Origin of the sequence: Flavivirga jejuensis (assembly GCF_030540765.1) — a bacterium.
Taxonomy (GTDB): Bacteria; Bacteroidota; Bacteroidia; order Flavobacteriales; family Flavobacteriaceae; genus Flavivirga; species Flavivirga jejuensis.
In genome coordinates, this window is record NZ_JAUOEL010000006.1 from 285,929 (window position 1) to 309,596 (window position 23,668).

At 31.1% G+C, this 23,668-nt stretch carries 23 protein-coding genes; 10 read left to right on the top strand and 13 right to left on the bottom strand.

Translation table 11 applies throughout. From position 1 onward, the window contains the following. Positions 1–4: 4 nt before the first annotated feature. The 4 genes from Q4Q40_RS17360 to Q4Q40_RS17375 form a co-directional block, all read right to left on the bottom strand. A complete protein-coding gene (locus Q4Q40_RS17360) occupies positions 5–1,210 on the bottom strand; it encodes an efflux RND transporter periplasmic adaptor subunit (RefSeq protein WP_303303213.1) in 1,206 nt (401 codons plus the stop codon). Between the two features lie 11 nt (positions 1,211–1,221). Further along, positions 1,222–2,553: a TolC family protein gene (locus Q4Q40_RS17365; protein WP_303303214.1), complete on the bottom strand. Its 1,332-nt coding sequence runs from the start codon at positions 2,551–2,553 to the stop codon at positions 1,222–1,224. 343 nt (positions 2,554–2,896) lie between these two features. Beyond that, positions 2,897–3,997 carry an alpha/beta hydrolase gene (locus Q4Q40_RS17370; protein WP_303303215.1) on the bottom strand — a complete coding sequence of 367 codons (1,101 nt, stop codon included), beginning with the start codon at positions 3,995–3,997 and terminating at the stop codon, positions 2,897–2,899. A 60-nt stretch (positions 3,998–4,057) separates the two neighbouring features. After that, positions 4,058–5,290: a hypothetical protein gene (locus tag Q4Q40_RS17375; RefSeq protein ID WP_303303216.1), complete on the bottom strand. Its 1,233-nt coding sequence runs from the start codon at positions 5,288–5,290 to the stop codon at positions 4,058–4,060. Between the two features lie 605 nt (positions 5,291–5,895). Between Q4Q40_RS17375 and Q4Q40_RS17380 the strand changes: the two genes are divergently transcribed. The 3 genes from Q4Q40_RS17380 to Q4Q40_RS17390 all read left to right on the top strand — a co-directional run bounded on the left by Q4Q40_RS17380 (position 5,896) and on the right by Q4Q40_RS17390 (position 9,458). Beyond that, positions 5,896–6,873: a sensor histidine kinase gene (locus Q4Q40_RS17380; protein ID WP_303303217.1), complete on the top strand. Its 978-nt coding sequence runs from the start codon at positions 5,896–5,898 to the stop codon at positions 6,871–6,873. Then, entirely contained in the window at positions 6,873–7,601 is a 729-nt protein-coding gene (locus Q4Q40_RS17385) for a LytR/AlgR family response regulator transcription factor (RefSeq protein ID WP_303303218.1), read from the top strand. Before Q4Q40_RS17380 ends, Q4Q40_RS17385 begins: the two co-directional genes overlap by 1 nt. Positions 7,602–7,901: 300 nt before the next feature. After that, positions 7,902–9,458: a DUF4832 domain-containing protein gene (locus tag Q4Q40_RS17390; RefSeq protein WP_303303219.1), complete on the top strand. Its 1,557-nt coding sequence runs from the start codon at positions 7,902–7,904 to the stop codon at positions 9,456–9,458. Positions 9,459–9,504: 46 nt separating this feature from the next. Here the strand turns inward: Q4Q40_RS17390 and Q4Q40_RS17395 are convergent, their stop codons facing one another. Beyond that, a complete protein-coding gene (locus Q4Q40_RS17395; RefSeq protein ID WP_303303220.1) occupies positions 9,505–10,134 on the bottom strand; it encodes a peptidase associated/transthyretin-like domain-containing protein in 630 nt (209 codons plus the stop codon). 461 nt (positions 10,135–10,595) lie between these two features. Here Q4Q40_RS17395 and Q4Q40_RS17400 point away from each other — a divergent pair, with 461 nt between their 5' ends. Then, positions 10,596–11,519, top strand: a complete 924-nt coding sequence (locus Q4Q40_RS17400) for a M23 family metallopeptidase (RefSeq protein ID WP_303303221.1) — start codon at positions 10,596–10,598, stop codon at positions 11,517–11,519. Positions 11,520–11,631: 112 nt separating this feature from the next. Here the strand turns inward: Q4Q40_RS17400 and Q4Q40_RS17405 are convergent, their stop codons facing one another. From Q4Q40_RS17405 to Q4Q40_RS17420, 4 genes are all read right to left on the bottom strand, one after another. Continuing rightward, the gene (locus Q4Q40_RS17405) at positions 11,632–12,678 is read right to left on the bottom strand and encodes a glycosyltransferase family 9 protein (RefSeq protein ID WP_303303222.1); all 1,047 of its coding nucleotides are present in this window, start codon (positions 12,676–12,678) and stop codon (positions 11,632–11,634) included. 361 nt (positions 12,679–13,039) lie between these two features. Next, positions 13,040–14,107: an alkene reductase gene (locus Q4Q40_RS17410; protein WP_303303223.1), complete on the bottom strand. Its 1,068-nt coding sequence runs from the start codon at positions 14,105–14,107 to the stop codon at positions 13,040–13,042. Between the two features lie 20 nt (positions 14,108–14,127). After that, positions 14,128–14,586, bottom strand: coding sequence for a RidA family protein (locus tag Q4Q40_RS17415; RefSeq protein WP_303303224.1), 459 nt, complete (start codon positions 14,584–14,586; stop codon positions 14,128–14,130). A 45-nt stretch (positions 14,587–14,631) separates the two neighbouring features. Next, positions 14,632–15,207 carry a TetR/AcrR family transcriptional regulator gene (locus Q4Q40_RS17420; RefSeq protein WP_303303225.1) on the bottom strand — a complete coding sequence of 192 codons (576 nt, stop codon included), beginning with the start codon at positions 15,205–15,207 and terminating at the stop codon, positions 14,632–14,634. Positions 15,208–15,380: 173 nt separating this feature from the next. Here Q4Q40_RS17420 and Q4Q40_RS17425 point away from each other — a divergent pair, with 173 nt between their 5' ends. The 6 genes from Q4Q40_RS17425 (at position 15,381) to Q4Q40_RS17450 (ending at position 19,256) form a co-directional block, all read left to right on the top strand. Next, positions 15,381–15,920 (top strand): RNA polymerase sigma factor, encoded by a 540-nt coding sequence (locus Q4Q40_RS17425; RefSeq protein WP_303303226.1) that lies wholly within the window; start codon positions 15,381–15,383, stop codon positions 15,918–15,920. After that, entirely contained in the window at positions 15,920–16,471 is a 552-nt protein-coding gene (locus Q4Q40_RS17430; RefSeq protein ID WP_303303227.1) for a hypothetical protein, read from the top strand. The genes Q4Q40_RS17425 and Q4Q40_RS17430 overlap by 1 nt, the downstream gene beginning before the upstream one ends. A 58-nt stretch (positions 16,472–16,529) precedes the next feature. Next, entirely contained in the window at positions 16,530–17,537 is a 1,008-nt protein-coding gene (locus tag Q4Q40_RS17435; protein WP_303303228.1) for a hypothetical protein, read from the top strand. A 49-nt stretch (positions 17,538–17,586) separates the two neighbouring features. After that, positions 17,587–18,312: a hypothetical protein gene (locus tag Q4Q40_RS17440; RefSeq protein ID WP_303303230.1), complete on the top strand. Its 726-nt coding sequence runs from the start codon at positions 17,587–17,589 to the stop codon at positions 18,310–18,312. Continuing rightward, positions 18,302–18,460: a hypothetical protein gene (locus Q4Q40_RS17445; protein WP_303303231.1), complete on the top strand. Its 159-nt coding sequence runs from the start codon at positions 18,302–18,304 to the stop codon at positions 18,458–18,460. The genes Q4Q40_RS17440 and Q4Q40_RS17445 overlap by 11 nt, the downstream gene beginning before the upstream one ends. Positions 18,461–18,530: 70 nt before the next feature. Further along, a complete protein-coding gene (locus Q4Q40_RS17450) occupies positions 18,531–19,256 on the top strand; it encodes a GIN domain-containing protein (protein ID WP_303303233.1) in 726 nt (241 codons plus the stop codon). A gap of 427 nt (positions 19,257–19,683) precedes the next feature. Here Q4Q40_RS17450 and Q4Q40_RS17455 read toward each other — a convergent pair whose 3' ends face one another. The 4 genes from Q4Q40_RS17455 to Q4Q40_RS17470 form a co-directional block, all read right to left on the bottom strand. Then, entirely contained in the window at positions 19,684–20,499 is an 816-nt protein-coding gene (locus Q4Q40_RS17455) for a DMT family transporter (RefSeq protein WP_303303337.1), read from the bottom strand. 16 nt (positions 20,500–20,515) lie between these two features. Then, complete coding sequence (locus tag Q4Q40_RS17460) at positions 20,516–21,430, bottom strand: EamA family transporter (protein WP_303303234.1); 915 nt, start codon at positions 21,428–21,430, stop codon at positions 20,516–20,518. 62 nt (positions 21,431–21,492) lie between these two features. Next, the gene (locus Q4Q40_RS17465) at positions 21,493–21,945 is read right to left on the bottom strand and encodes a cold-shock protein (RefSeq protein WP_303303235.1); all 453 of its coding nucleotides are present in this window, start codon (positions 21,943–21,945) and stop codon (positions 21,493–21,495) included. 127 nt (positions 21,946–22,072) lie between these two features. Beyond that, positions 22,073–23,626, bottom strand: a complete 1,554-nt coding sequence (locus Q4Q40_RS17470) for a DEAD/DEAH box helicase (RefSeq protein ID WP_303303236.1) — start codon at positions 23,624–23,626, stop codon at positions 22,073–22,075. Between the last annotated feature and the right edge of the window lie 42 nt (positions 23,627–23,668).

Sequence of the window (23,668 nt, forward strand, 5' to 3'; positions counted from 1 at the left end):
CTGTTTACTTTTTTTTGTTTCCTCCTGGTCGCTGTGGCATAAATGGGCTTTCATTTGCGCCTTCTTTTTTTAATGCAGATTTGCTCATGCCTTTTAAACTGTATACCAATTTCTCTCCTATATTAATACCGCTTAAAATTTGTACGTTTACACCATCGCTTGCTCCAAGCGTAACAATTTTTGGGGTTATAGCACCCTCATTACCTAGTACCCAAAGAGTTGTTTGGTCTTTGTTGTTGTGTTTTGTATTATCTGATAAATTATGTTGCAAATTGTAACTCGTTAAAGTTTCGGTTTCAGGATTAAAGTTAATGGCTTTAGCTTCTGCAGTTAGGACATCCTTTAATTCTAATGTGTAAATAGAAATGGTTGCTGTTAAGCCAGGTTTCAGTTTTAAATCTGGATTGTCTGCTTTAATAACCACAGTATAGGTTACAACGTTTGAGGTTACTGTTGGATCTAAACGTACTTGTGTTACGGTACCTTCAAAGGTTTCTCCTAAATAAGCATCTACTGTAAACGTAACGCGTTGTCCATCTCTCACATGGCCTATATCGGCTTCATCTACATCGGCTTCCACTTGCATTTCTTTTAAATCTTGAGCAATTGTGAATAAAGTTGGTGTGCTATAACTTGCAGCAACGGTTTGCCCTTCGTCTATATCTCTAGATAATACGACGCCATCTATAGGTGAATAAATATTAGCATAACCTAAATTGGTTCTTGCCTCTTGGAGGTCTGATAAACGTTGAATTACAGTGCCTTTTGCTGTTTGGTAATTGTATTGTGCATCGTCAAAATCTGATTTACTAATCACTTGACTATCGTACAATGTTTTTTGTCGGTTGTAAATAATTTGCATGTAATTTCTTTGGCTCACAGCATTATCGTAAGCTGCCTGGGCTTGTGTTTTAGCAGCATTAAGATTGGTTTTATCTAACTCTGCAATAAGCTGACCTTCTTTAACGGCACTATTATAGTCTACATATATTTTTTCTACAACGCCCGAAACCTGAGTACCAACTTCAACCTGAATAATAGGTTCTATGGTTCCTGTTGCTGTAACCATTGTGGTAACATCTGCTTTTTTGGCTGCAACTGTTTTTGCTTCTATAATAATAGTATCGTTGCCTTTTATAAAAGAGTAAGCTACACTAGCAAGTATTAGAAATACTATGCTGCCTATAATGATCTTTTTTTTATTTTTCATGTTAAAATAGATTAAAGTTTGATGTTATTCCCTTGATAAAATTGTAATAATTGATGGTATAAAATATTTAAGTATTTGGCTTGTAAATAATTTTGCTGTGCATTGGTATAGGTGTTTTGACTAATCACTAAATCAGTTGTACTTAAACCTCCTAATTCATACTCTTTTTGCGCTAGTTTGTACGATTGCTCAGCGGCAATTTTTGAAGCTTCTGCGGCAATAACTTGTTCTTGAGATGACAATGCGTTTTGATAAGCCGTTTCTACTTTTTTATAAACCACTTTTTCTGTTGTTTGTCTTTCTATATCGGCTTTTTCAATATTTATCCTAGCAGTCTGTACAGCTGCTTTGGTTTGTTTTCTATTAAAAATTGGAATGCTTAACGATAATCCAAGTTTCTGATTAAAATTAACATCAAACTGATCTGAAAATGTAGTATTGTTAATACTTGTATATCCAGTACCAAGCGATCCTGTTAAAGATAATGTTGGTAAAAAGCCCCCTTTGGCGATATCAAATTCTTTCTCGCTTGCAGCAATGTTTAAGTTACTAGCTTCAATCTCTGGCAAAAAGTTTAATGCTTTGTTATATATAGTTCTTTTATTAAGCTCTAGATTAATTAAATCCATATTTTCATCAATGGTTTCAATTTCTAAATCTTCCATTGGTTGCAATTCCAACAATTGTTTTAGGTCAATAATGTATTGTTGGTAGTCGTTTTTAGCTGCAATAAGATCGTATTTGTTGGTTGCTGCTTGACTTTGTGCTTCGGTAAAATCGCTTAATGCTATGGTTCCAGCATCTAAACGTGCTTTAGCTCTTAAAACTTCTTTTTCTGAAGCTGTTAAATTATTTTCGGCTATCGTGATACTTTCTTTACTGTATAAGGTTTGTAAATAAGTTTCTAGAATGTTTAAAACAATATTGTTTTTTTCTACTTCTTCTTGAAAAACACTTTGCTCTAACAGTAATTTATTTTGTTTAATCTGATTGCTTATTTGGTTTCCCTGAAACAAGGTTACAGAACTATTAATCCCAACATTGGTACTGTGTATTTGGTCTGTTACAAAATCACTGGTAATAGGATCTATAGTATTTCCACTAGAAAAACTTTGTGAAGCACTCCCAAATAAATTAGGCAGCCTTGATGATTTGGCTTTGCTATAATCTACTTCGGCTATATTTTTGTTTAATTTAGCATCTTTAACTGTGATATTATTTTCTAGTGCGTAGGTTATGCAATCTTCTAAAGACCATATTTTTGGTGGTGGATTGTTTGAAACTTCTTGCGCAAAGAAAAATTGCCCAAATAATAAGCTTGCTATAATGAGATATAATTTCATTTTTTTGTGTTTTTAATTTAACACTTCAAAGATGAAATTATATGCTATCTTAATAAAAAGGAATAGACGTTTAAGGCGATTGACTATACAAAAGGCGTTCTTTTATCTATGAACCTGAGTTCGGCCTAATAAAAACAAGAATTATCATTATAAAACACTGTATATGAGATAATTATGCAAATGAAATATATTTTCAGACTCTTTATAACATGTGAAACTGTTTACAGATAAAAAAGATGAAATGCCTCCTCGTTCCTTGTTTAGAATGACACATTTTTTTTATTTATACACACAAATTACTCATTATCAGTTTTTAGTATATCGACTGATCTTAAATTAAGAATTAATCCAGATGCTTTTTGAAAAAATTAACAATAACCTTATAAGCGTCTCTGGATTCCTGAAGTTCTGTATTGGCTAAAAAAACATGACCAAGACCTTCCCAAACATGAAGCTCTGCTTCTACCCCCAATTTTATCAATTGGGAATGTGTGTGTACTACAGAACTAAGATGAAAATCGCGGGTGGAAACAATTAATAAAGAAGGTGGAAAATTAGCCATGATTTCTTTAGATTTTAAAGGAACTAAGAGAGGATTTTCGAAATCTGGATTTGCACCATAGTAAGGCTCAAAAACGGTAAACGGTGCAATACCTTCATGTCCAAGAGTAGCAGAAACCATGTACATAGAATCAGTCTTTGGTCGTGGTTCTGCAGCAGCCATACAAATAATTCCTGCCGCACCAGGTAATGGCAAATTTTCTTTTTGAAACCATGCAAGCGCCTGTGTTGTTAATGTACCTCCAGCAGCATAACCATATATTCCAATATTTTCTGGTTTGTATTCTTTTAATAACGCTTTATAAACAGCAGCAACATCTTCGCTTGCAGCAGGAAACTGATGTTTTGGCCCCATCCGATAATCAATGCTAATCACCTTGATCCCTCCTATTGATGCAATGGGGATAGATTCTACGCGACTGGAAGTTCGAGAGCCATATAGGAAAGCTCCAGAATGAAGGCTTATTAAAACACGATCTCGGTTCTCTTCTTTAATCCCTTCTGTAGGTGTAAACACTTCTGTATATACACCGTTTATAGTATCAATTTCTATAGTCACGTGGTAGCGATCTAACGCGTTGCGATATAGAGAACTTGTATAGAAATACGCTCGGTTACATGCTTCAAAAGCTTTTATAGTTTCTTCATTTGGGTTTTCTGGATATGGACAGACAACGGCTTCTTCTTTAGAACGCTTTTTTTCTTCTTCTCGTTGTCTTTTAATCGCTGCTCTACTCGCATCACTTAAAAAAGATGATTCTGGTAATATATATGCTGGAACATGAATTGTTCCATCTTCTGTAACACGATATTTTTGAAATTTACTTGAGCATGCGCCAAATATAATGAGTAAAAGAATCAGAGTAAGTATTTTATTATTCATTTCTTATGGGTTTATAATGCTCTTAAAGCATAGTATCGCTATCGTTTTTATCTTATACCACTAATTTATTTTGCTTACCTTAACAGGGCTTTTTAAGCATTTGTAATAGTGTTTTATTGTTTTTGCTGGATCATCTTTGTCAACCTTAAAAACGATATAAGCATTTTTTTCTCTGTACATACTCCCCTTTGGAATCAATGTATTTTTACTATTAATGAGTCTTCTATTCCAATATCTTCCAGAGTTAGCGCTTGTGGAAATTTTTGTATGCCTATTCTCGGTAGGAGAATCGTTTCCATAAATATTCTTATTATCGTAATCTAATCGTATAGAACCAAAGGCATAGGATTTAGACTTATTATAAAAAAATAACCATGGAGCATCATCAGTTATTGGATCCTCTTTTAAATAAGTCATCGTTGTTTCGCTATAAAGTGGTAAATCAATTGTTTTTCCGCTTGGCTTAGGAAAAACAACATGAGTGAACAAACTATCCATGGTCATCTCGTCATTTCTTAAAAGATTAAGAGTGTCACTATCCATAAAGGTTATTTTACTATTAAAAATAAAATAAGGAAGCCCTGCATAGAACGTATACTCTCCTTTTAATGAAATTTTTTCATACCCTTCAATATAACCACTCTTAAATAAGCTAAAGCAATAAGGTCCCTTTGTTGAAATAAAAGTTGAATCTGGTTCGGTAATGTGAGCCATGGTTCTATAATTCAAATTTTCTCTGCCAAAACTTGGAGCCCAATGAATTTTAAGATTTGGATCTTTTCGCTCTAATACTACATTATCAAATTCTTTTAATAAAATACTTCCTAAATGACCATATCCTAATTTTTCATTATTATGACCGACATACTCCTTAAAAGAAGCTGAAAAATATTTATTCTCAAACATTAAATTCAACCCATCGCCCATAATACTCATCTGGTTATCTGTTTTTATATATTTATCTGGGGCTGCTTTAATGGAATATTCTTTTGTTTCATTTCCTCTAATTGATATTGGAAATATTATTTTTATCCCCCTATCGTCCTTTTTTCTTTCTCTTAGATCTACAATTTGAGCACGTACATTTTCTTTGTTGTTCTTAGAATAGACATATATATTATAATCTTCCTGATAAGTTTTTAAAGGGGGTAAACGAACTTCTATATATTCTAAAGTTCTATCTAGACCTTCAAGCTCTTCTACTTTTATTTTTGAAAGAATTGAGCTGTCGTTAGAGCAACCAAAAACAAATATTGACAATAGAATATAATAACATATCTTATTTATAGACATTGTTATTTTTATACACTTAAAAAATAAATTACTGCTTTGTTTGTATAGGAATATCATGATTTATGGTTTAATCTAAAAATGTTACAATTTTGTTTTAATTTTATCGTCTCTTAGGAATTATCAGAATTGTCTTTTTTACAGTTTTTCGGTGAAGTAAAATAACAAAATTCGTTTTTTGGGCTCTAAAAGTAAAACTTATGGCAACTTGATTGGGTGTGAAACCAGTGAAATACCTCTATAGTTTGCCTGCCAGTAAAGACTGGGATAATCAGTTTCATTTTTTTTATTTTTATATTTTTTTATACTTTAATAATATGTTTCGTCAAACATAGAGTAAATTACTTTATCGTTTTTAATTAATAGACTATCAGGTATTTTACGCTATCAAAAAGCTTCTTTCTGGTTACTTATGGGTTTATATGCACAAAACCTTTATCCAACATCATCAAAAGCCGTTTTGTCTTTATTTATAAAACAAGAGTTTATTAATTGTATTTTAGAAGATTAATATGGATTATTCAAAAACTAAATACTATTTTTTTAGAACCTCTTTTTTTAGACACTTAGTATTTTGGTTGGGTGTGTTTTTATATTTCATCATTTATATGAACATTTCTAATTATAGTAATTACAGACAGTTACTTGAGTTTACTAGTACTATTGTTGGTCTGCAAATAATAACAGCATATACGAGTATTTACTATTTGATCCCTTATTTTTTAAACAGAAAAAAAACATTATTATTTATATTTTGGTTAGTCATTCTATTAATAATTATGTATGCAATATATATTTTCTTTAAATCGTCTTATTATGATCCAAAATATTATGAATATTTAAGCCCTATATTAAAAGAACAAGCTGAACTATCATTTTGGGAACGCTTTACAAGTTTTTATGCATTTTTGAGTAAATCTATCAAGTTTTTAACACCCGCAACATTATTATTAATAACTCGTTTTTATAAGAATCAGCAGAAATATTTAAAACTCAACGAGCAAAAAAAGATAGCAGAACTAACGGCACTAAGGCATCAACTAAACCCTCATTTTCTTTTTAATACTTTAAATAGTTTATATGCTCTTGCCATAAAAAAATCTGATGAAACTCCAGAAGTTATTGAAAAATTGTCTGATATTCTAGATTATATATTATACCGTTGCGAGTCTACTTTTGTACCGCTTAATAAAGAAATTGAATTGATTAAAAATTATTTGTCCCTAGAAAAGTTACGGTATAGAAAACGAGTAAATATTACTTTTTCTGAACAAATTATTGATACAAATGCAAAAATTGCCCCCTTATTACTATTGACTTTAGTTGAAAATGCCTTTAAACATAGTGTAAGTCAAGAATTAAAAGAAGCTTTTATTTCAATTAAAATAAGTACCATTAAAAATCAAATTATTTTCGATATAAAAAATTCTAAACCTAAATTAAGAGTTGATAAGAACAAAATAGAAGGAATAGGTCTGAGCAATGCAAAAAAGCAATTGGAGTTATTATATGAGAATCGATATTCTTTGTATATTAAGGATGAAAAGGAATCGTATCATGTAACCCTAAAACTCGAGAGTAGATAATGTATAAGTGTTTAATTATTGACGACGAAGAATTGGCACGTGAAATTATACAAACGCATTTAGCACAATTAGATGATTTTGAATTAGTAGCTTCTTGTAGTAGTGCTATTGAAGCTATTAAAATTTTGCAACATGAAAATGTTGATTTATTATTTCTAGATATTGAAATGCCAGTTTTAAAAGGCACAGATTTCTTTAAAAATATAATTAATAAACCTAAAGTTATATTTATAACGGCATATCGAGATTATGCTTTAGATGGTTTTGAGTTAAATGCGGTTGATTATTTATTAAAACCAGTCACTTTTGGGCGTTTTTTTAATGCACTCGAAAAATTTAAAATACAACAGCAAATAGTCATCAATAAAGACGTTCCTGTTTCACCATATCCAAATGTTAATCATATTTTTGTTACTAAAAATCGGAAAAAAGTAAAAATTGTATTTGACAACATTTTATATGTTGAAAGTATAAAGGATTATATAAAAATTCATTTAGTAAATGAATCTGTTATGGTGAAATTTAGCATTTCTGTTTTCGAAAATGAATTAGATTCTCGTTTTATACGTATACATCGTTCATATATTATAAATCGTGATAAAATTACTGCTTATACAAAGCATGATGTTGAAATAGAAAAAATAGAACTTCCTTTTGGTGAAAGTTATAAGAAGCGCTTATTTAATTTATTATTTCAGAAGAAAAAATCGAAGTACGACCAACAATAAAAGATATTAAACTTCAGGACAAGCCCAAGACCCAATAATATAAATCGATAGGAAGTATGCAAAACGCCTTCAAAATTGAGTGTTACTAATAAAATACTAATAGAAAAGAAATGTTAAATTAAAGTTTGTCAAAAAAGAGCGCTTTACTACATCATTACTTGTTCCTAAACGCTATAAAACCCAATATTATTTATATTAATTAATAAAAACCACTTATAAAATAGATCTAATTCTAATAATTAGTCTTAAATTAGCACCCATATTATCAATAATTGTGCTCGAGCACACAAAATAAAATACATGAGATTTAACGCTACCAGATTCAAAATATATAGTTTCACGTTCATATTATTACTCGTATTAAATTCATGTTATAAGAATAAAAATAATCCGATAGTTGTTAATTACGATACAGACTTGCAGGAATTCACCAACCCCGAACGTGGCTTTTACAGACCCTATGGCACCAAGTTTAGTCATTTTGAACCACTAAATGCAAATACATTACTCAATTTAAGAGCGCCAAATCCAGCCGCTGGTGGTTTTCAGGTTGGTAGCACTTTAACTTATAGATCGTATCAATTTGATATATTTAAAGATAAACCTTTAACAGAGGATGTGTTTTTTAAAATTCAAAACGATATGGACATCATAAGAGCCGTTGGTAATAAGATGATTCTTCGCTTTACTTATAGTGATAATTGTTGCACACCTCCATTTAATGATGCTCCTAAGGCTATTATTTTGCAACATTTAGAGCAATTAAAACCACTATTAATCAAAAATAATGATGTTATTGCATTAGTGCAAATGGGACTTATTGGTCCATGGGGAGAACAATATTATTCTGATTATTTTGGCGATTTAGAGCACGGACCAGTAACAAACCAACATTGGTTAGGCCGTTCTGAGGTGATAAGTAAATTATTGGAAGTTGTTCCAGAATCAAGAATGATTCAGGTACGTGCCCCCTATTATAAATTACGTTTTCTTGATGGTGAAAAAGCACATCCTGCCAAAGCGAAGCCTTTAACAGAAAAAGAAGCTTTTAGTGGAACGCCTATTTCAAGAATCGCACATCATAATGACTGTATTATGGCAAATTATGATGATTATTGGACGTATAACTCATTTCATACCTGGCCAGCTGTAAGTGATACTTTAAATTTAAAACCTTATATAGCTGCAGAAACAAAATTTTTAGCTTTTGGAGGAGAAACCTGTCCTGGTGGTGTTAACGGAGAAGATGTTTATAGTCCGCATAATGATTGTGAGTCTGAAGGCGGGAAAGCACAGCATTATTTAAAACGATTTCATACTTCGTTCTTAAATACAGCTTGGTCTGGTGCTGTTAATGGGGATTGGACTAACAAATGTATAGATAATATTAAAAGAAACTTAGGATATCGTTTTGTATTAAAACGAGGTGTTTATCCTGCTGTAATACGAAATGGAGAAAAAATAGAGATACAATTAGATGTTATAAATGAAGGTTACGCTTCTACATATAATTATAGATTCGCAGAACTTGTTTTGCGTAATATTGACGATCAAAAAGTCTATAAAATGAAAATTGATTGTGATACTCGTTATTGGTTTTCGGACGAATTACAAACTATTAAACTAAATTCTGAATGGCCAGAACTCTTACCAAAAGGGTCGTATGAATTGTTTATTAACCTTCCTGATGCGGCTCCTTCTTTATCTGAGCGACCAGAATATGCCATACGCTTAGCAAGTACTTTTCAATCGCATTCCATTTGGGATGCTTCTACTGGATGGAATCGTTTATTAGATTCAATATCTGTTGAATGTACTATGGATAGAAAACTCCTTAGGTTCGCAGATAGCATGTAAAATAATAATCATGGTAAAGCTGAATTCGTATGAATTCATGTCTAACTTATCTATATGAATCAATTTCTTTACCTAATACAATATCTCTTTTAGCAACATAGAGGCCTTCTTTCTTATCTAATTTAAGAATTCTATCACTGCCATCTGTTTGTTTTATTTTTGAACGACAAGCCTCTGTTAATAGTGGATCGTCATCAAAAAGAAAGGTATCAATTTTATATTCAGGTTTTCCTGGTTCTTTAACAATTGGAAGTATTTGTTTAAGCTCGTTTCCATAAATATATTTACCAGGTATAAAGGTGTAAAATGTATAATGTCCGTCGGCATCTGTTCTTATCCAACCTCTATGACGTACATAACGTTTTTTATTATATCTTTTTAATTCGAAATCTCCATTCTCATCAGCTTGATGTATAAAAAGAAGCACATTTTTTGCAGGTGTTACCCCATCATTTTCATAAATGGTACCAGTTATCTTTAATTTATTCTTTTTTGAGGCATAATCTGGTATCGTATCTACATTATTTAATTGTTTTTCTGAATAATCATAAATAGGACTACGTTTTTTAAAATTCTCAGGTATTTGCTCTGTTACACTAGCAGATTCTTGCGCGATTATAGTATGACTAAAACATATAAAACATACGAAACAAAAAAGTTTTTTTAGATTTCTCATAGGACTGGAACTTAATATTTAACTCAAAATTAAATTATTTTTTTTATAAAAAACTATAAATCATGTGAACGCATAAATTACACGACGAAATGATTTTGTTGGTAAAATTCATCGATAAAATGTACGTATTTATTAAGCTATCAGTACCTTTTTAACAAATATTTACTCGTACAGGAAGACATTTACAACATATAATAGTACCATTATATAGCTATTTTTTTTATAAATCACATAATGGTTTCTTATGGAGAAAATGACCTTTTATTCTCCCCCTACTCACACATTTAAATGTTTTTCTTTTTTTAGAAACTGTTTAAGTTTTTTTAATTTATTCCAAATTACCTTTTAACTCTAACAATACATTAATATGTTATTGCGTTATTTTTATCTAAATTCGCCAATCAAAAAAAAATTAAACAGTTTGTAACTTTATTTTTATTTGCATTATCGAATTTTTTAGTATGAAATTTCTAGTCTCTCTATCTCTCTTAGTCCTGACCACCTACAGCTTCGGACAGGATCATCCAACGTCAATTCAATTAATTGATTTTTCAGATTTTCCATTTACCAAAACAACTATAAAAGTTGAGGATTCCAAAGCTATGGATGGCTTTAATGATCGAATGTTAGCGCTAACAAAAACCAATTGGGATACTACAACTTATAATCCATATAAAGGTGTAAAGGTTGATTTTCCTATAGAAATTAAATTTGATGATAGTATATACACCCCGCCTATTAATTTTAAAAAAGTGGTAACATCTCGTTACGGATGGCGAAGAGGTAGAGCTCATAGAGGTATCGACATCGATCTTGTTACGGGTGATAGCGTCGTATCCATGTTTGATGGCATAATTCGTTTTGCTAAATATAGCTCCGGGCACGGAAGAACAGTCATTGTAAGACATAGTAATGGTCTGGAAACAGTTTATGCGCATTTATCTAAATATGCAGTTAAAGCTAATGATATAGTAAAACAGGGACAACTGCTTGGTTATGGTGGTGCTACAGGAAATGCCAGAGGGAGTCATTTACACTTAGTTATTAACTATAAAGGGATATCCATTAACCCTGAGTATTTATTTGATTTTAGCGAACAGAATATGGTACGATCAAAAAATATTTGGATAACAAAAAATTGGGTTCAACCAGGGCTTCATAGCTCTAAAAGACAAACAAAGTTAACTATTTCACATACCAAAGAAGAAGCGCTTGCTAGTTTAGAAAAACGTAAACAAGTTTATATTGTTAAGCGAGGAGATACATTATCTGAAATCTCATCAAAAAAGAATATATCTATCACTTCTATATGCAAGTCTAATTATATTAGAAGAACAACACCTATACGAATTGGGCAGAGGTTGATTCTTGAATATACATTTTAAACGCCCCTCTGTGTATTTCATTTTCAGCTTTTAAAAACTTTTGACACGAACCAGCTGCCCCCTTACCCTTTTATAATGCATTTTTCCGAAAAGGAATCGGGGATTTTTATCGCTATTTAAGGATGTTATTTATGGCAATAAACCAATCGTCTATAGTTGTTTCATTTGTATTTAAAGCAACACTTCCATGACCGTAAGGTTCATATTTCTTTTGATTTGTTACCGAAAAGAAACCAACTGTTGGTATTAAAGAAGCACTAGCTAAATGCATAACACCGTTATCTGCTGCTATAAATACAGTCGTATTTTTAATAATGGCTCCCATTTCACGAATATCTTTGCTATAAAAGTTTGGTGCTTTAAATGAGATTTTTGAAATATTTTCTATAGGCAGCATTTCTATAATATTAAAATCAGGATATTCCTTTTTTAAACGTGCATAGAACGTTTCCCACCAAGCTTCGGAATAGCATTTTTTTCCTGTTGCATTGGTATAAATACAAATGGTTTTTTTGTCATTTTTAACAATAGTATCTAATATTTTTTTTCCGTTTGCTATTTCGGCTTCATTTAGCTTAATATCCAAAAGGGGAATACCATTATTGTTTTTAGAATACCCTAATTGCTCTAAAAAATGTCTTAAATTGTAAATAGGGTATTTAGATATGTGCTTGTAATCCTTATATAAGGTTTTAATTTCTTCATTAATATCACCAAAAACCTTGAATGTTCCTTTAGCCCATAGCGTTGATAGTCTTCCTGATGATGAATTTTTATCACCATTAATTATTAAATCGTATCGTTTATTTCTTAATTTTAACCAACACCATCCGTAATTTAATAAATGACTGAACGGTCTTTTAGGCAGCTGAATAATTTTATCGATATGCTTATAATTTTCAAAAACAGGATAGGCAACGCCTCCTTTAACAAACAAATCGATTGTACAGTCTGGAAATGTATTAACAACTTCCTGTACTAGAGGTGTTAGCAATAATTGATTTCCTAATCTTTGATTGGGTCTGGAAATAAGTATTTTTTTAATTTCAATTTTACTATTTGAGTTAATTTTAGGAATAGAATATGTGTTTCCTATACTTTTAGTAAGCCATTTCATCGTTCTCCTTCTAAAAGCATTTACTCGCGTGGGTACTTTCATTAAATATGGTAAATATGGTTAGTCTCTGTCACGCGCAAAATACGAATAAGCTAATAACTAACCAAGCAAAGATTTATTTCAAATTTCCATCACTTTATTTATAAATTTAATCAAAAAAAAGGTCTATAAACAATGAGTTCATAAACCTTTTTTAGAGCATTTTTATATCGAAGTGATTTAAACTTTTCCAATGGCTAACAAAATGCTATTTTTTACTCTAAAAATTCTCCATTCCTTAATCGGGTCTGCTTGTTCGCAAAGGCAGGGTTTCCAATTACATTGCTACCTTTTTTAGCAGCTCTGGGCGAGGTAAAAAAACTTTTTTCGCTTCAATCAAAAAAAGATAAACCTCTTTAGGATATTAATAAGTCGTATACCCCTCTGGTTCCGATGAATAAAACAAGTCCATGTTAGGGGTTACTAATGCTTTATTTAATCTAATTTGTTCAACAAAATTAGGATTAGAAATATATGGCCTCCCCACATAAACTAAATCGTACCCTTTGTTTAAAACAGCTGTTGCTTTCTCTAAGTTATTAATATCTCCACCAGTAATTACTGTACCGTTAAACGCTTCTTTAATTATTTTTTGAATATCTACAGCGAAATCTGGTGCACTAAAAGCGACGCGTTGGTCTACAATATGTATATATGCGATCTTTAATTCAGAGAGCACTTCAGCCAAATAAGTAAACATACTTTCTACTTCATTGTGATACGCCTCCATATCATTAAATTCTCCAAAAGGAGAAAAACGGATTCCTACTTTTTCTGCTCCGATCTTTTTAACAATTTTCTCAGTTACTTCTATTACAAAACGGCTTCTATTCATGTAATTTCCTCCATAAAAATCTGTTCTTTGATTAGATTTTGGATTTAAAAATTGATCTAATAAATAACCATTTGCTGCATGAAGCTCTATACCATCAACGCCTGCTTCATTTACCAATCTGTCTGATGCATTAACAAATTCATTTTTAGCAATCTCTATATCCTCAAATGTCATTTCTTTTGGAAGATCGTGAGCAACCATTCCTGTATCTGAAAAAATCTCTCCAGCAGCTTGAACTGCAGACGGTCCTACGGTAAATGCACCCTCTGGTAAATTAACTTTCCCAGTAATACGACCACAGTGCATAAGTTGTACAAATATTTTTCCACCTTCTTGATGTACAGCATCAGCTATTTCTTTCCACCCTGCAATTTGTTCGTCGTTAAAAGCTCCAGGTATTCTAGGGTATCCCAAACCATTTGGAGATGGTGATGCGCCTTCTGTAATTATTAACCCTGCTCCTGCTCTCTGCCTGTAATATTTAGCCATAAGTGCGTTCGGGATATTATTTATAGCACGACATCTAGTCATTGGTGCCATTACAACTCTATTTTTAAGAGTTATGTTACCTAATTGATACGATTCAAATACATTCATTTTCTTTTAATTTTTTGTTTTTATTTATTAAGAGTAAATGTGCAGGTTAAACCTACACTTAAGTTACTGTAAAGTTTGTCGACACCAAAAATGGCTCTGGAATGTGTTCCTTTTTCCTCAAGCAATTTTAAAAATAGGTCTGAAGCACCATTAACCACTTTAGGTGCATCATTCCAATCTCCATAAGATTGATAATAAGCATCTAGATGATTTAAGCCTTCAATAGTATTAAAACCAACTTTTTCATGTATTTGAGCTATTACATTTAGCGCACACATTTGCATAGCCTTATAGCCATCATCTGTTGTTAATTCTTCACCCAGCCTTCCTTGGTAATACAAAGCCCCATTTATAATAGGAAACTGAATTGCGACATACACGATATGCCCTCTAATGTTAACAGATACATAAGAACCTCCTGGAGTTGATACCTTTGGAAGTTCTAGATTTAAGCTTTTTAATTTTTCTTTTATATTCATTATATTTTAATATTAGACCGGTCAACTATAAACAATTAAAAAAAATTATAATATATAGTCGTCCAGAAATTCAATATACACATCAATAGATCTGCTAGATCTTGAAGATTTCATTCTTAAAAGAGCGCCTTCCCAACCAGTAATTATAAAACTAGCCATATCTTTAGGTGTTTTCTCTTTCTTAATAACATGGTTTTGTTGTCCTTCTGCAATACAGCTTTCAAAACGATCATCCCAAAGTTCTAAGCCTGCTGCTACTGTAGTACGCAATGCTTCAGATTGATCCGATAATTCTAAGCTACAATTTCCTAATAAACAGCCTTCTTTAAATTCATTCTTAACGTACATTTCCCTCATTTTTTTGAAAAAAACAAGAATGCGTTCTCTGGGGTTTATGCTAGTGTCTTTTAAATGCGATTCTAAAATACTTATAGAATGTTCTGAATGATATTTAATTAATTGTAAACCAAAATCCTCTTTACTCTTAAAATAATAGTAAAAAGATCCTTTAGGAATAGCTGCTGTATCAAGTATTTCTTGAATACCAACATTGTTGTATCCTTTCTTTAATACCAACGCTGCCCCTATGGCTAAAATATTATTAACAGTATCTTTTTTCATTTATATATTAGACCAGTCGTCTACAAAAATAATTCTTTTTTTTAATTCTCAAGTAATTTCTAATAAAAATACTTTTTTTCATGTTACATGCAACCCTTTATTAATTTTGTTGTCTATAATAGTAGCTTGAAAAATAAAACTATTTTTAAGGCAAATTAGAGCTAGCAAAATAATTGGAGACCAACATTTTATACACTCATAAATCGCTTGTTGAAGAAAGCAAGTTAGGTGACAGAAATGCGCAATACAAATTGTATGAGCTCTATGTTGACGCTATGTATAATGTAAGTATGCGTATGATGCATGTAAAAGAAGATGCAGAAGATGTTGTGCAAGATAGCTTTATTGAAGCCTTTAATAATTTATCATCTTTTAGGTATGAAAGTACTTTTGGTTCTTGGTTAAAGCGTATTGTAATTAATAAAAGTATCAATCAGTTAAAAAAGAAAAAAATACCAATAGTACCTATAGAAAACCAAATGTATCATATAAAAGAAGATACAGAAGATATACCTCCAGAGGTAGACATTAGAAAAATAATAAGCGGCATTAGACTATTGCCGTCTGGTTACCAGCAAATAATAAACCTGTATTTAGTTGAAGGTTACGATCATATAGAAATATCAGAAATATTAGGAATAACATCCTCTACCTCTAAATCACAGTATCACAGAGCAAAGAAAAAATTAGTTGAAATTGTAAAGACATTATAATGGATAATTTCGAAAAATATATAAAAGAAAACAAGGCTCTTTTTGATGTGCATAAAGCAGATAAAAATAAACTTTGGGCAAACATTGAATCTGGTTTAAATAAGCCTGAATCTAAGACAAAAACCATAAAGTTATGGCATACTCCCTTGTTTAAAGTCGCTGCCACTATCGTTATAGCCTTAGGTTTGTTTTCATTAATTAATGTTTTAGTAGTTAATAACATAAATACAAATAGCCTAAATAGTTTAGCAGAACAAGAGTTAAACGATATTGATTCTCATTACAAAGGATTGGTTGCTTACCAGGTAAAACTTGTTAATAAAAGCACCCAATTATCTTCTGAAGAGAAAAAAGAGTTTTTATCCTTTATGGTTGAATTGGATCTTGAATATGAATTGCTAAAAGTAGAACTACAAAAAAATGTAGATAGCGAACGGGTTTTAGAAGCTATTGTAATCAACTATAAAAAGAGAATTGAATTAATAGAGAACTTATTACAGCAACTTAATAGTTCTAAAAAATTAGACAATGATGATGTGTATACTTTATAAGAAAATAACCTTAATTGTTTTATTGCTATTAAGTTTTTCAATGTATTCGCAAAACGTTTTGACAAAAACTATTGACGAAATATATAAGATGACAAATGCTGGAGAATTGCATTTGGATAATAAATATGGCAATGTAACTATTACAGGTTGGGAAGAAAACGATATTTCTATAAAAATAGAGATTAAAGTAACCAATAAAAAGAAAGAAAACGCAAAAATTCTTCTTGATCGTATTGTTTCAAATATTAGAACAGCCAACGATTTTGTAAATATTACTTCTGAAATCTCAGAAAAGAATACCAGTCTTTTTTCTAGATATTTTAATAAAGTAAATCCATTTGAATTCGATAAAAGTAATGTTGAAATAAACTATATTATTTCTTTACCCATAAATGCTGAAATAGATATAACAAATAAATTTGGTGATGTTATTATTGATAATTGGACGGGTAAATTAAAAGCCAATATAGAACATGGAGACCTATGGATCAATGATGCTATTACCAATGCCAGAATAGATATGAAATTTGGCAAATTAAGAAGCAGATCTATTACTTACGGAACCATTAATTTAAAAAATGGTGATATCGATATTAAATCTTCTAAAAATTTATTATTAAGAACTAGTGGTACAAAAATTGAAATTGATGCTGTTGAAGATCTAGAGCTTATTTCTAGTAAAGACGAAATAATCATTCAAAAGGTTGGGAAAATCGAAGGAGAATTAAACTTTTCTAATGCTCAAATAGAGTATGTTGAAGAAAAAATTCGTCTTAATATGAAAGTTGCAGAATTACGTGTTGCTAAAATCAATCAAGCGGATGCCTCTGTTTCTATAAATCAGGAATCATCAGATATCAATATTAATATTACAGGCTTATCTTTTAAGTTTGACGCCACATTAGAACAAGGCTTATTAAGGCTGCCAAAAACTTTTTATGATATTGAGAATAATGTTATTGATAAAAGTAAAAGAATGAGAGAAATAAGTGGAAAATACGGAACATTTACTACTGGTTTCTTCTCCTTTATAGGAAAAAAAGGGATTATCATTTTAAAAGAATAAAGCCTCTTACCAAAAAAGTTAAACAATTTTCATAAAAAAACATTTTTAAATGCAACCAATAATAAATTATGATGTCTATAACTATAGAAACTTAAAAGTATCAACTATGAAACAATTCAGTACTTTTCTCTTATTACTATTATTTTGCTTTACAAATACCACAAACTCTCAAGAATCTGAAGATTATATTGAATTTAACGACCGCAAAAACATTGTACACGGGGTCTATTTGGGTCTGGGTTTTCATTATGGAACCATTGATGAAGCCGAAACATTCTCGTCTAGCTTTAAGGTGGCCTATGTTGCTAATCAACAATTTGAAATTGGTTTTATAGGTACAGCGTTTTATACAGATTTAAACAGACTTGGACTAGATACTAATAATAAAGATTTAGCAGGATTTTATGGAGGGCTGCATATAGAACCTATATTCTTTAGTAAATCTAAAGTAAATCTTTCTTTTCCTATACTTATTGGAGCTGGTGCTGCGGCATTAATAAACGATGATGTTAATGATGATAATTATGGCATTGTTGATGATGATGATTGGCAACATGTTTTTGTGGTAGAACCTGGTATTAATGTCCTTTATAATATAAATAGGTATATACAATTAGAAGCTGGTGTAAGGTTTAGACTTTCCAGTAGAGTAGATTTTCAACCTGAATACGATTTAGAAAGAATAAATGGTGTTTCGGCTGGTATGGGGCTTAAAATAGGAGTATTTAATATGGGTAGAAACCGTTATAAAAAAAAGATAAAAAATGACATTTAAAAAAAAATCAAACGACATGAATTCTCTATATGTGCATTCTAAAAACAATAAAGTATATCTAAAAATGGATAGCGACTCTAATGTATGGTCTGCTATAAATTTTCAGTGGATTCCAATTATTGAACTTAATAAAAACATGGGGAAATAACTTAAAATAAACATCAATCAATCAATCAATCAATCAATCAATCAATCAATCAATCAATCAATCAATCACAATGAACAGACTTTATAAAATATTGATATGTATAGGTATACTTATGGCATCATCATGTAGTATCGATACAATAAGTGTAAATGCCGACGACTATGTAACTTATAGAGATGTAAATATTACCGATTACACATCGGTAAAAATAGCCAATGGTTTTACTGCTTATATAACATTTTCTGATACAGAGGAATCAATCAAAGTAGAAGCTAATGAAAATTTACATGATCTTGTTATTGCTGATAAAAAAAATAATGAGCTCGTTATTCGCTTTAAAAACAATATTAGAATTAAAGGGAAAGAAACACTAAACGTACATATTATCACTAAGTCTATTAAGAACTTTACAGTAACAGCAGATTCTCAAATTTATTTAGAAAATACTTTAACTGAAGATAATGCGAAAATAGAAATAACTGCCGATAGTTTTTTCTCTGGTGAAGTAGTTGTTGATTATATGGAACTTAAAGCTGCAGCTGATGCAAATGCAGACTTAATTGGTTCTATAAACATTCTGGACGCAGATCTTTCTGCTGATGCTAAACTTTCGGGCTATGAGCTACAAGTTAAAGATCTAAAAATGAGTATGACAGCCGACTGTAATGCCAATCTAACAGTAACTAAAACTATAGATATTAAAGCCGTTGCTGATTGTACGCTACGTTATAAAGGCAATGCAACTATAGTTCGTAAAGAATTAAACGCTGATTCCAGGCTTATTAAGGTTAATTAAAAATCTTAAAAATAAAGCATTAAAATTTATGAGATTCTTCAGTCGTACCTCCTACCATTGACGTATTTCATAAATGGTTAATTTTCAGTCGTTTGTCATTCAGAGCGCAGCGAAGAATCTTTATAATTAATCTCTAAAGATTCTTCAGTCATACCTCTCTGAATGACACCCAATTACGTCATTCCCTCCACTTGAGAAATTTTGGTCTAATGCCTCTGAATGAATGGTGACTCCATTTTGTTCAAAAGGTTAGTGTCAGAATAAAGCGAAGAATCTCAAAATAAAACAAGTATAGATTCTTCAGTCGTTCCTCCCTATCTACCTGGGTTTAACTACAAGTGAAGAAGTACACAATAACTGGCACACGAATCTGTTTTATTCGTTTTACCAGTCAATGTCAACACCCTTTAAATCTAGATTGAAATTACTACTTTGATTTTCCTTTATATAAGATATTTAAAATCAATCCTCCAATGATCAATGCGATACCCAATAAACTCCAAAATGTATAAACTTCACTAAAAATAAATACCCCAAACAAAACAGTATAAAGAACCTCCAGATATTTAAGTGGTGCTACTTGATTTGTAGATGCAATTTGAAACGCTTTCGTCATGTATAACTGTCCAAAATATCCGAAAACACCTAAGCTTAATAACAACAACCATTCAATACCAACAGGCATGATCCAATTATTTATAGATAACACCCCTCCTATTATAGTAGAAATTACCATAAAATAATTAACAACTACAACAGGATGATCCCTTTTGCCTATTTTACTAATTGTTATATAAACTAACCCGCTAAAAACAGCAGAAATAAAAATCAGTAAAAGTCCGTAACCATTTAAATCTGTATCAAAACCTTTTAATACCACAACCCCTGCAAAAGCCATTGCGAAAAAAAACCATTGCCATAGTTTAACCTTTTCACGCAATAGGAATACAGCAAAAATTGCTGCAAAAATGGGCGCCATATATCGTAACGACACGGCTGTACCAATGGGTAAGTATTTAGTAGACATAAAAAAGAAGGTCATCGAAGTAACCCCAACAATGCCTCTGGTAATTAGAAGTACTTTTTTATTTCCTAAAATAGGAATGTTATTTTTTAGTAGAAAAGTAAATGTAAAAACTAAAGAACTTATCGACCTAAAAAATACAATTTGATACGCGCTAATATGTACTAATTGCTTAACAATTGCATTCATACAGGCAAATGCTAATGTGCTAATGAGCATAAACTTTATAGCATTCTTAACTTCCAATAGTTCTTGTTTTTATTTTTTTTCGAGAAGTAATAAAGAAAACACCTGTTAAAAGAATGCAAGCTGCTATTATAGTTTGAGTAGTAATAGTTTCATCAAGTATATACCAGCCTAACAGTATTGCAACAATAGGATTTACGTAAGCCGAGGTTGCAGCTTTCTCGGTAGAAACAACTTTAAGCAGATAATTAAATGCTGTAAAAGCGATAACACCTCCAAATAAAATTAATAAAACTAAAGACCATTGTACTTCTGGGCTCCAAGCCATGGGAGGTATCCAATTCTCATTTAAAACCAAGCTTATTATTATTAAAAGAACCCCAGCAATCATCATTTGGTATGCAGTACTAACAAAAAAGTTTGATGGCATATCGGCTTTAGCTACAAAAACACTAGCATAACTCCAAGACAAAACACAGGTAAGAACCATAAACATGCCCAGCAAACTGTCATCATTTGTAATTAGTTCTTTTTGGCTTACTAAAAGATACATCCCAATAATGCCTAATGCGACACCAATTAAAGACCTGTTTTGCATCTTTTTACCATCTATAAGGCGCATTAATAATAACACGAAAAGAGGTTGCGTTGAAGCTTCGAGAGCAGCAAAACCACTATCTAAATACCGTAATGCCCAAATAAAAACACCATTACCATATACTAAAAATAAGAAACCAGCAATGACACAATTAATAAACTGTTTTTTGCTAATTGATAGTCTAAGTTTCATAAACTTAGCTATTATAAATATGATTAATCCTGCAAAGGAAAATCGGATGGCAGCCACAAAAAAAGGAGGTAATTCTGTTACCGCAATTTTATTGAGTAAATATGTAGACCCCCAAATAACATAAATGGCAAAGAACGCTAAGATAATAAGAATCGTTTTTCGCGATATGCTCATTTATGTATGTGATTAAAAATAATAAAATGGCAGAAGTGCTATTCAGAAAAGTGTAAAAGACATTAAATCTTTTTCACTCGAACTGCATTCATTCCTTTTTGACCACGTTCTAACTCGTAAGTAACTTTGTTATTTTCTTCGATAGGTTCTAGTAAACCACTAACGTGTACGAAGTATTTTTCTTGATTTACACTATCAATTATAAAACCAAACCCTTTAGAGTGATCAAAGAAAGAAACTTTACCCTCTTTGTTTGCTGGTTCTTCTTCTTCCCTATCTTCTTTCTTAGGAATTCCTAATTCAATACTTTCAGCCTCAACTTTCTCACGCATTGCTGGATCTGGTGGGGTATCTGTTAAATTACCATTGAAGTCTACATAAGCAAATTGAATACCTTGAGGATTCTCTTTAGCTTCCGCTTTACGAGCTTCCTTCTTTTTTTGCTTTTCTTCTCTTTTCTTTAAGCGTTTTTTTTCTTTTTCAATTTTATTAAAAGTTACTTGAGATTTTGCCATAGTTTATAATACTGTACTTAATTTTGTGAATAATTAAAAACAAAGATACGCCTTAATTTTGAGGATGCGATGATAATATAGGAGTAAAATAAGATAAAAAGTACAAATATCCTCTAAATAAGAAGTTTTAATCTTCTGGCGGATACCCGTGAATAGACTCAAAAACTTCATCAAAATTTGAACGCAAATAGGCATTTAATTTTTTCCTATAGTCGCCTTTTAACCATTCTACAAAATTAAAAGTACTTTTACTGATACACTTAGTATAACGTTGTATTCTAAAATCAATATCATCACCCAACATTTTTGCTAATCCTAAAGCGTCATAGACATCTTCACTATTCTCAATGCAAATTTTTGCGTGTTGCTCTATGGAACGTTCTAAAACTACTTTTGAAGACTCTCCACTTCTAATAGACTCTATATAAGTTCTTTGTATATCAAAATAAACATCTTTAGACTTAGAGAATTCTTCACGCAATTCGTCTGGCATTTCATACCTAAAATTGCTTTCTAATTCTTCATCGCTTAAAATGGCATCTAAATAGTAATTTGGTGATTTAAATATACGTTGCCAATCTAAATTATCTCCCCAAGGTCCAAATCGATGAAAATTATTTCCTAAATCAATAACGCTAAATGTACTCTTATCTTTTAAAATACGAGACCCACGACCAATCATTTGGTAATAAAGCGTTAATGATTTAGTCGCTCTATTTAAAATAATACTATCAACAGTTGGCTCATCAAATCCAGTAGTTAATATACTTACCGAAGTTAAAATAGCATCAGGGGTCTTTTTAAACCATTGTAAAATAAGTGCCCGTTCTTTTTTGGTATTTGTATTATCTAAATGGGCTATAGGATACCCTGCCCTTCTAAAAGTATCATAAACATGTAATGAGGTGTTAATTCCATTATTAAAAATCAATGTTTTTTTCCCTTTAGCACGTTCTTCATAAGCTTGTAATAACTTACTAAGCATATCATTATCTGTATATAAATCTTCAGAAGATTTTACAGTATAATCACCATTCGCTCCTACTACCAACGAGGTTAAACCTACATTATAAGAAAACATTTCTGCGCGAGCTAAAAACCCATTTTCAATTAAAGATTCGATACTTTCTCCAACAATTAATTCATCATAATTATCGGTCATTGGTAATTCTATACTAGAACTTAAGGGTGTTGCAGTAACGCCAAGAATAAACGATTGACTAAAAAATTTGAAGAGCTTAGTGAATGAGTTATAATGAGCCTCATCAATAATTACCAGACCAATATCAGAAATATCTAACTTATCATCATTCAACCTATTATTTAAGGTCTCTACCATGGCTACAAAACAACTAAAATCTGCTTGATCACTTAAATCTGCCTTACTGTCTACGACCTTGTTATTTACACCAAATTCTGTAAGTACATGAGATGTTTGCTTACACAATTCAATACGATGCGTCATCACCAACACCTTCTTTTTACGTGTTTTAAGAAATTGTCTAACAATTTCAGAAAAAATTACTGTTTTCCCTCCTCCAGTTGGAAGTTGGTACAATAGATGATAATCATTTGGTGATTCATCAAAGCTTTTAAAAATTTTATCTATAGCTCCTTTTTGATAGCTATATAAGTTTTTACCTTCTTTTCTTTCTTCTAATTCTGTTATTGAAACGGACATGCATTTAATTTTGTGACGTGCAAAAATAACACCTTTGTAGGG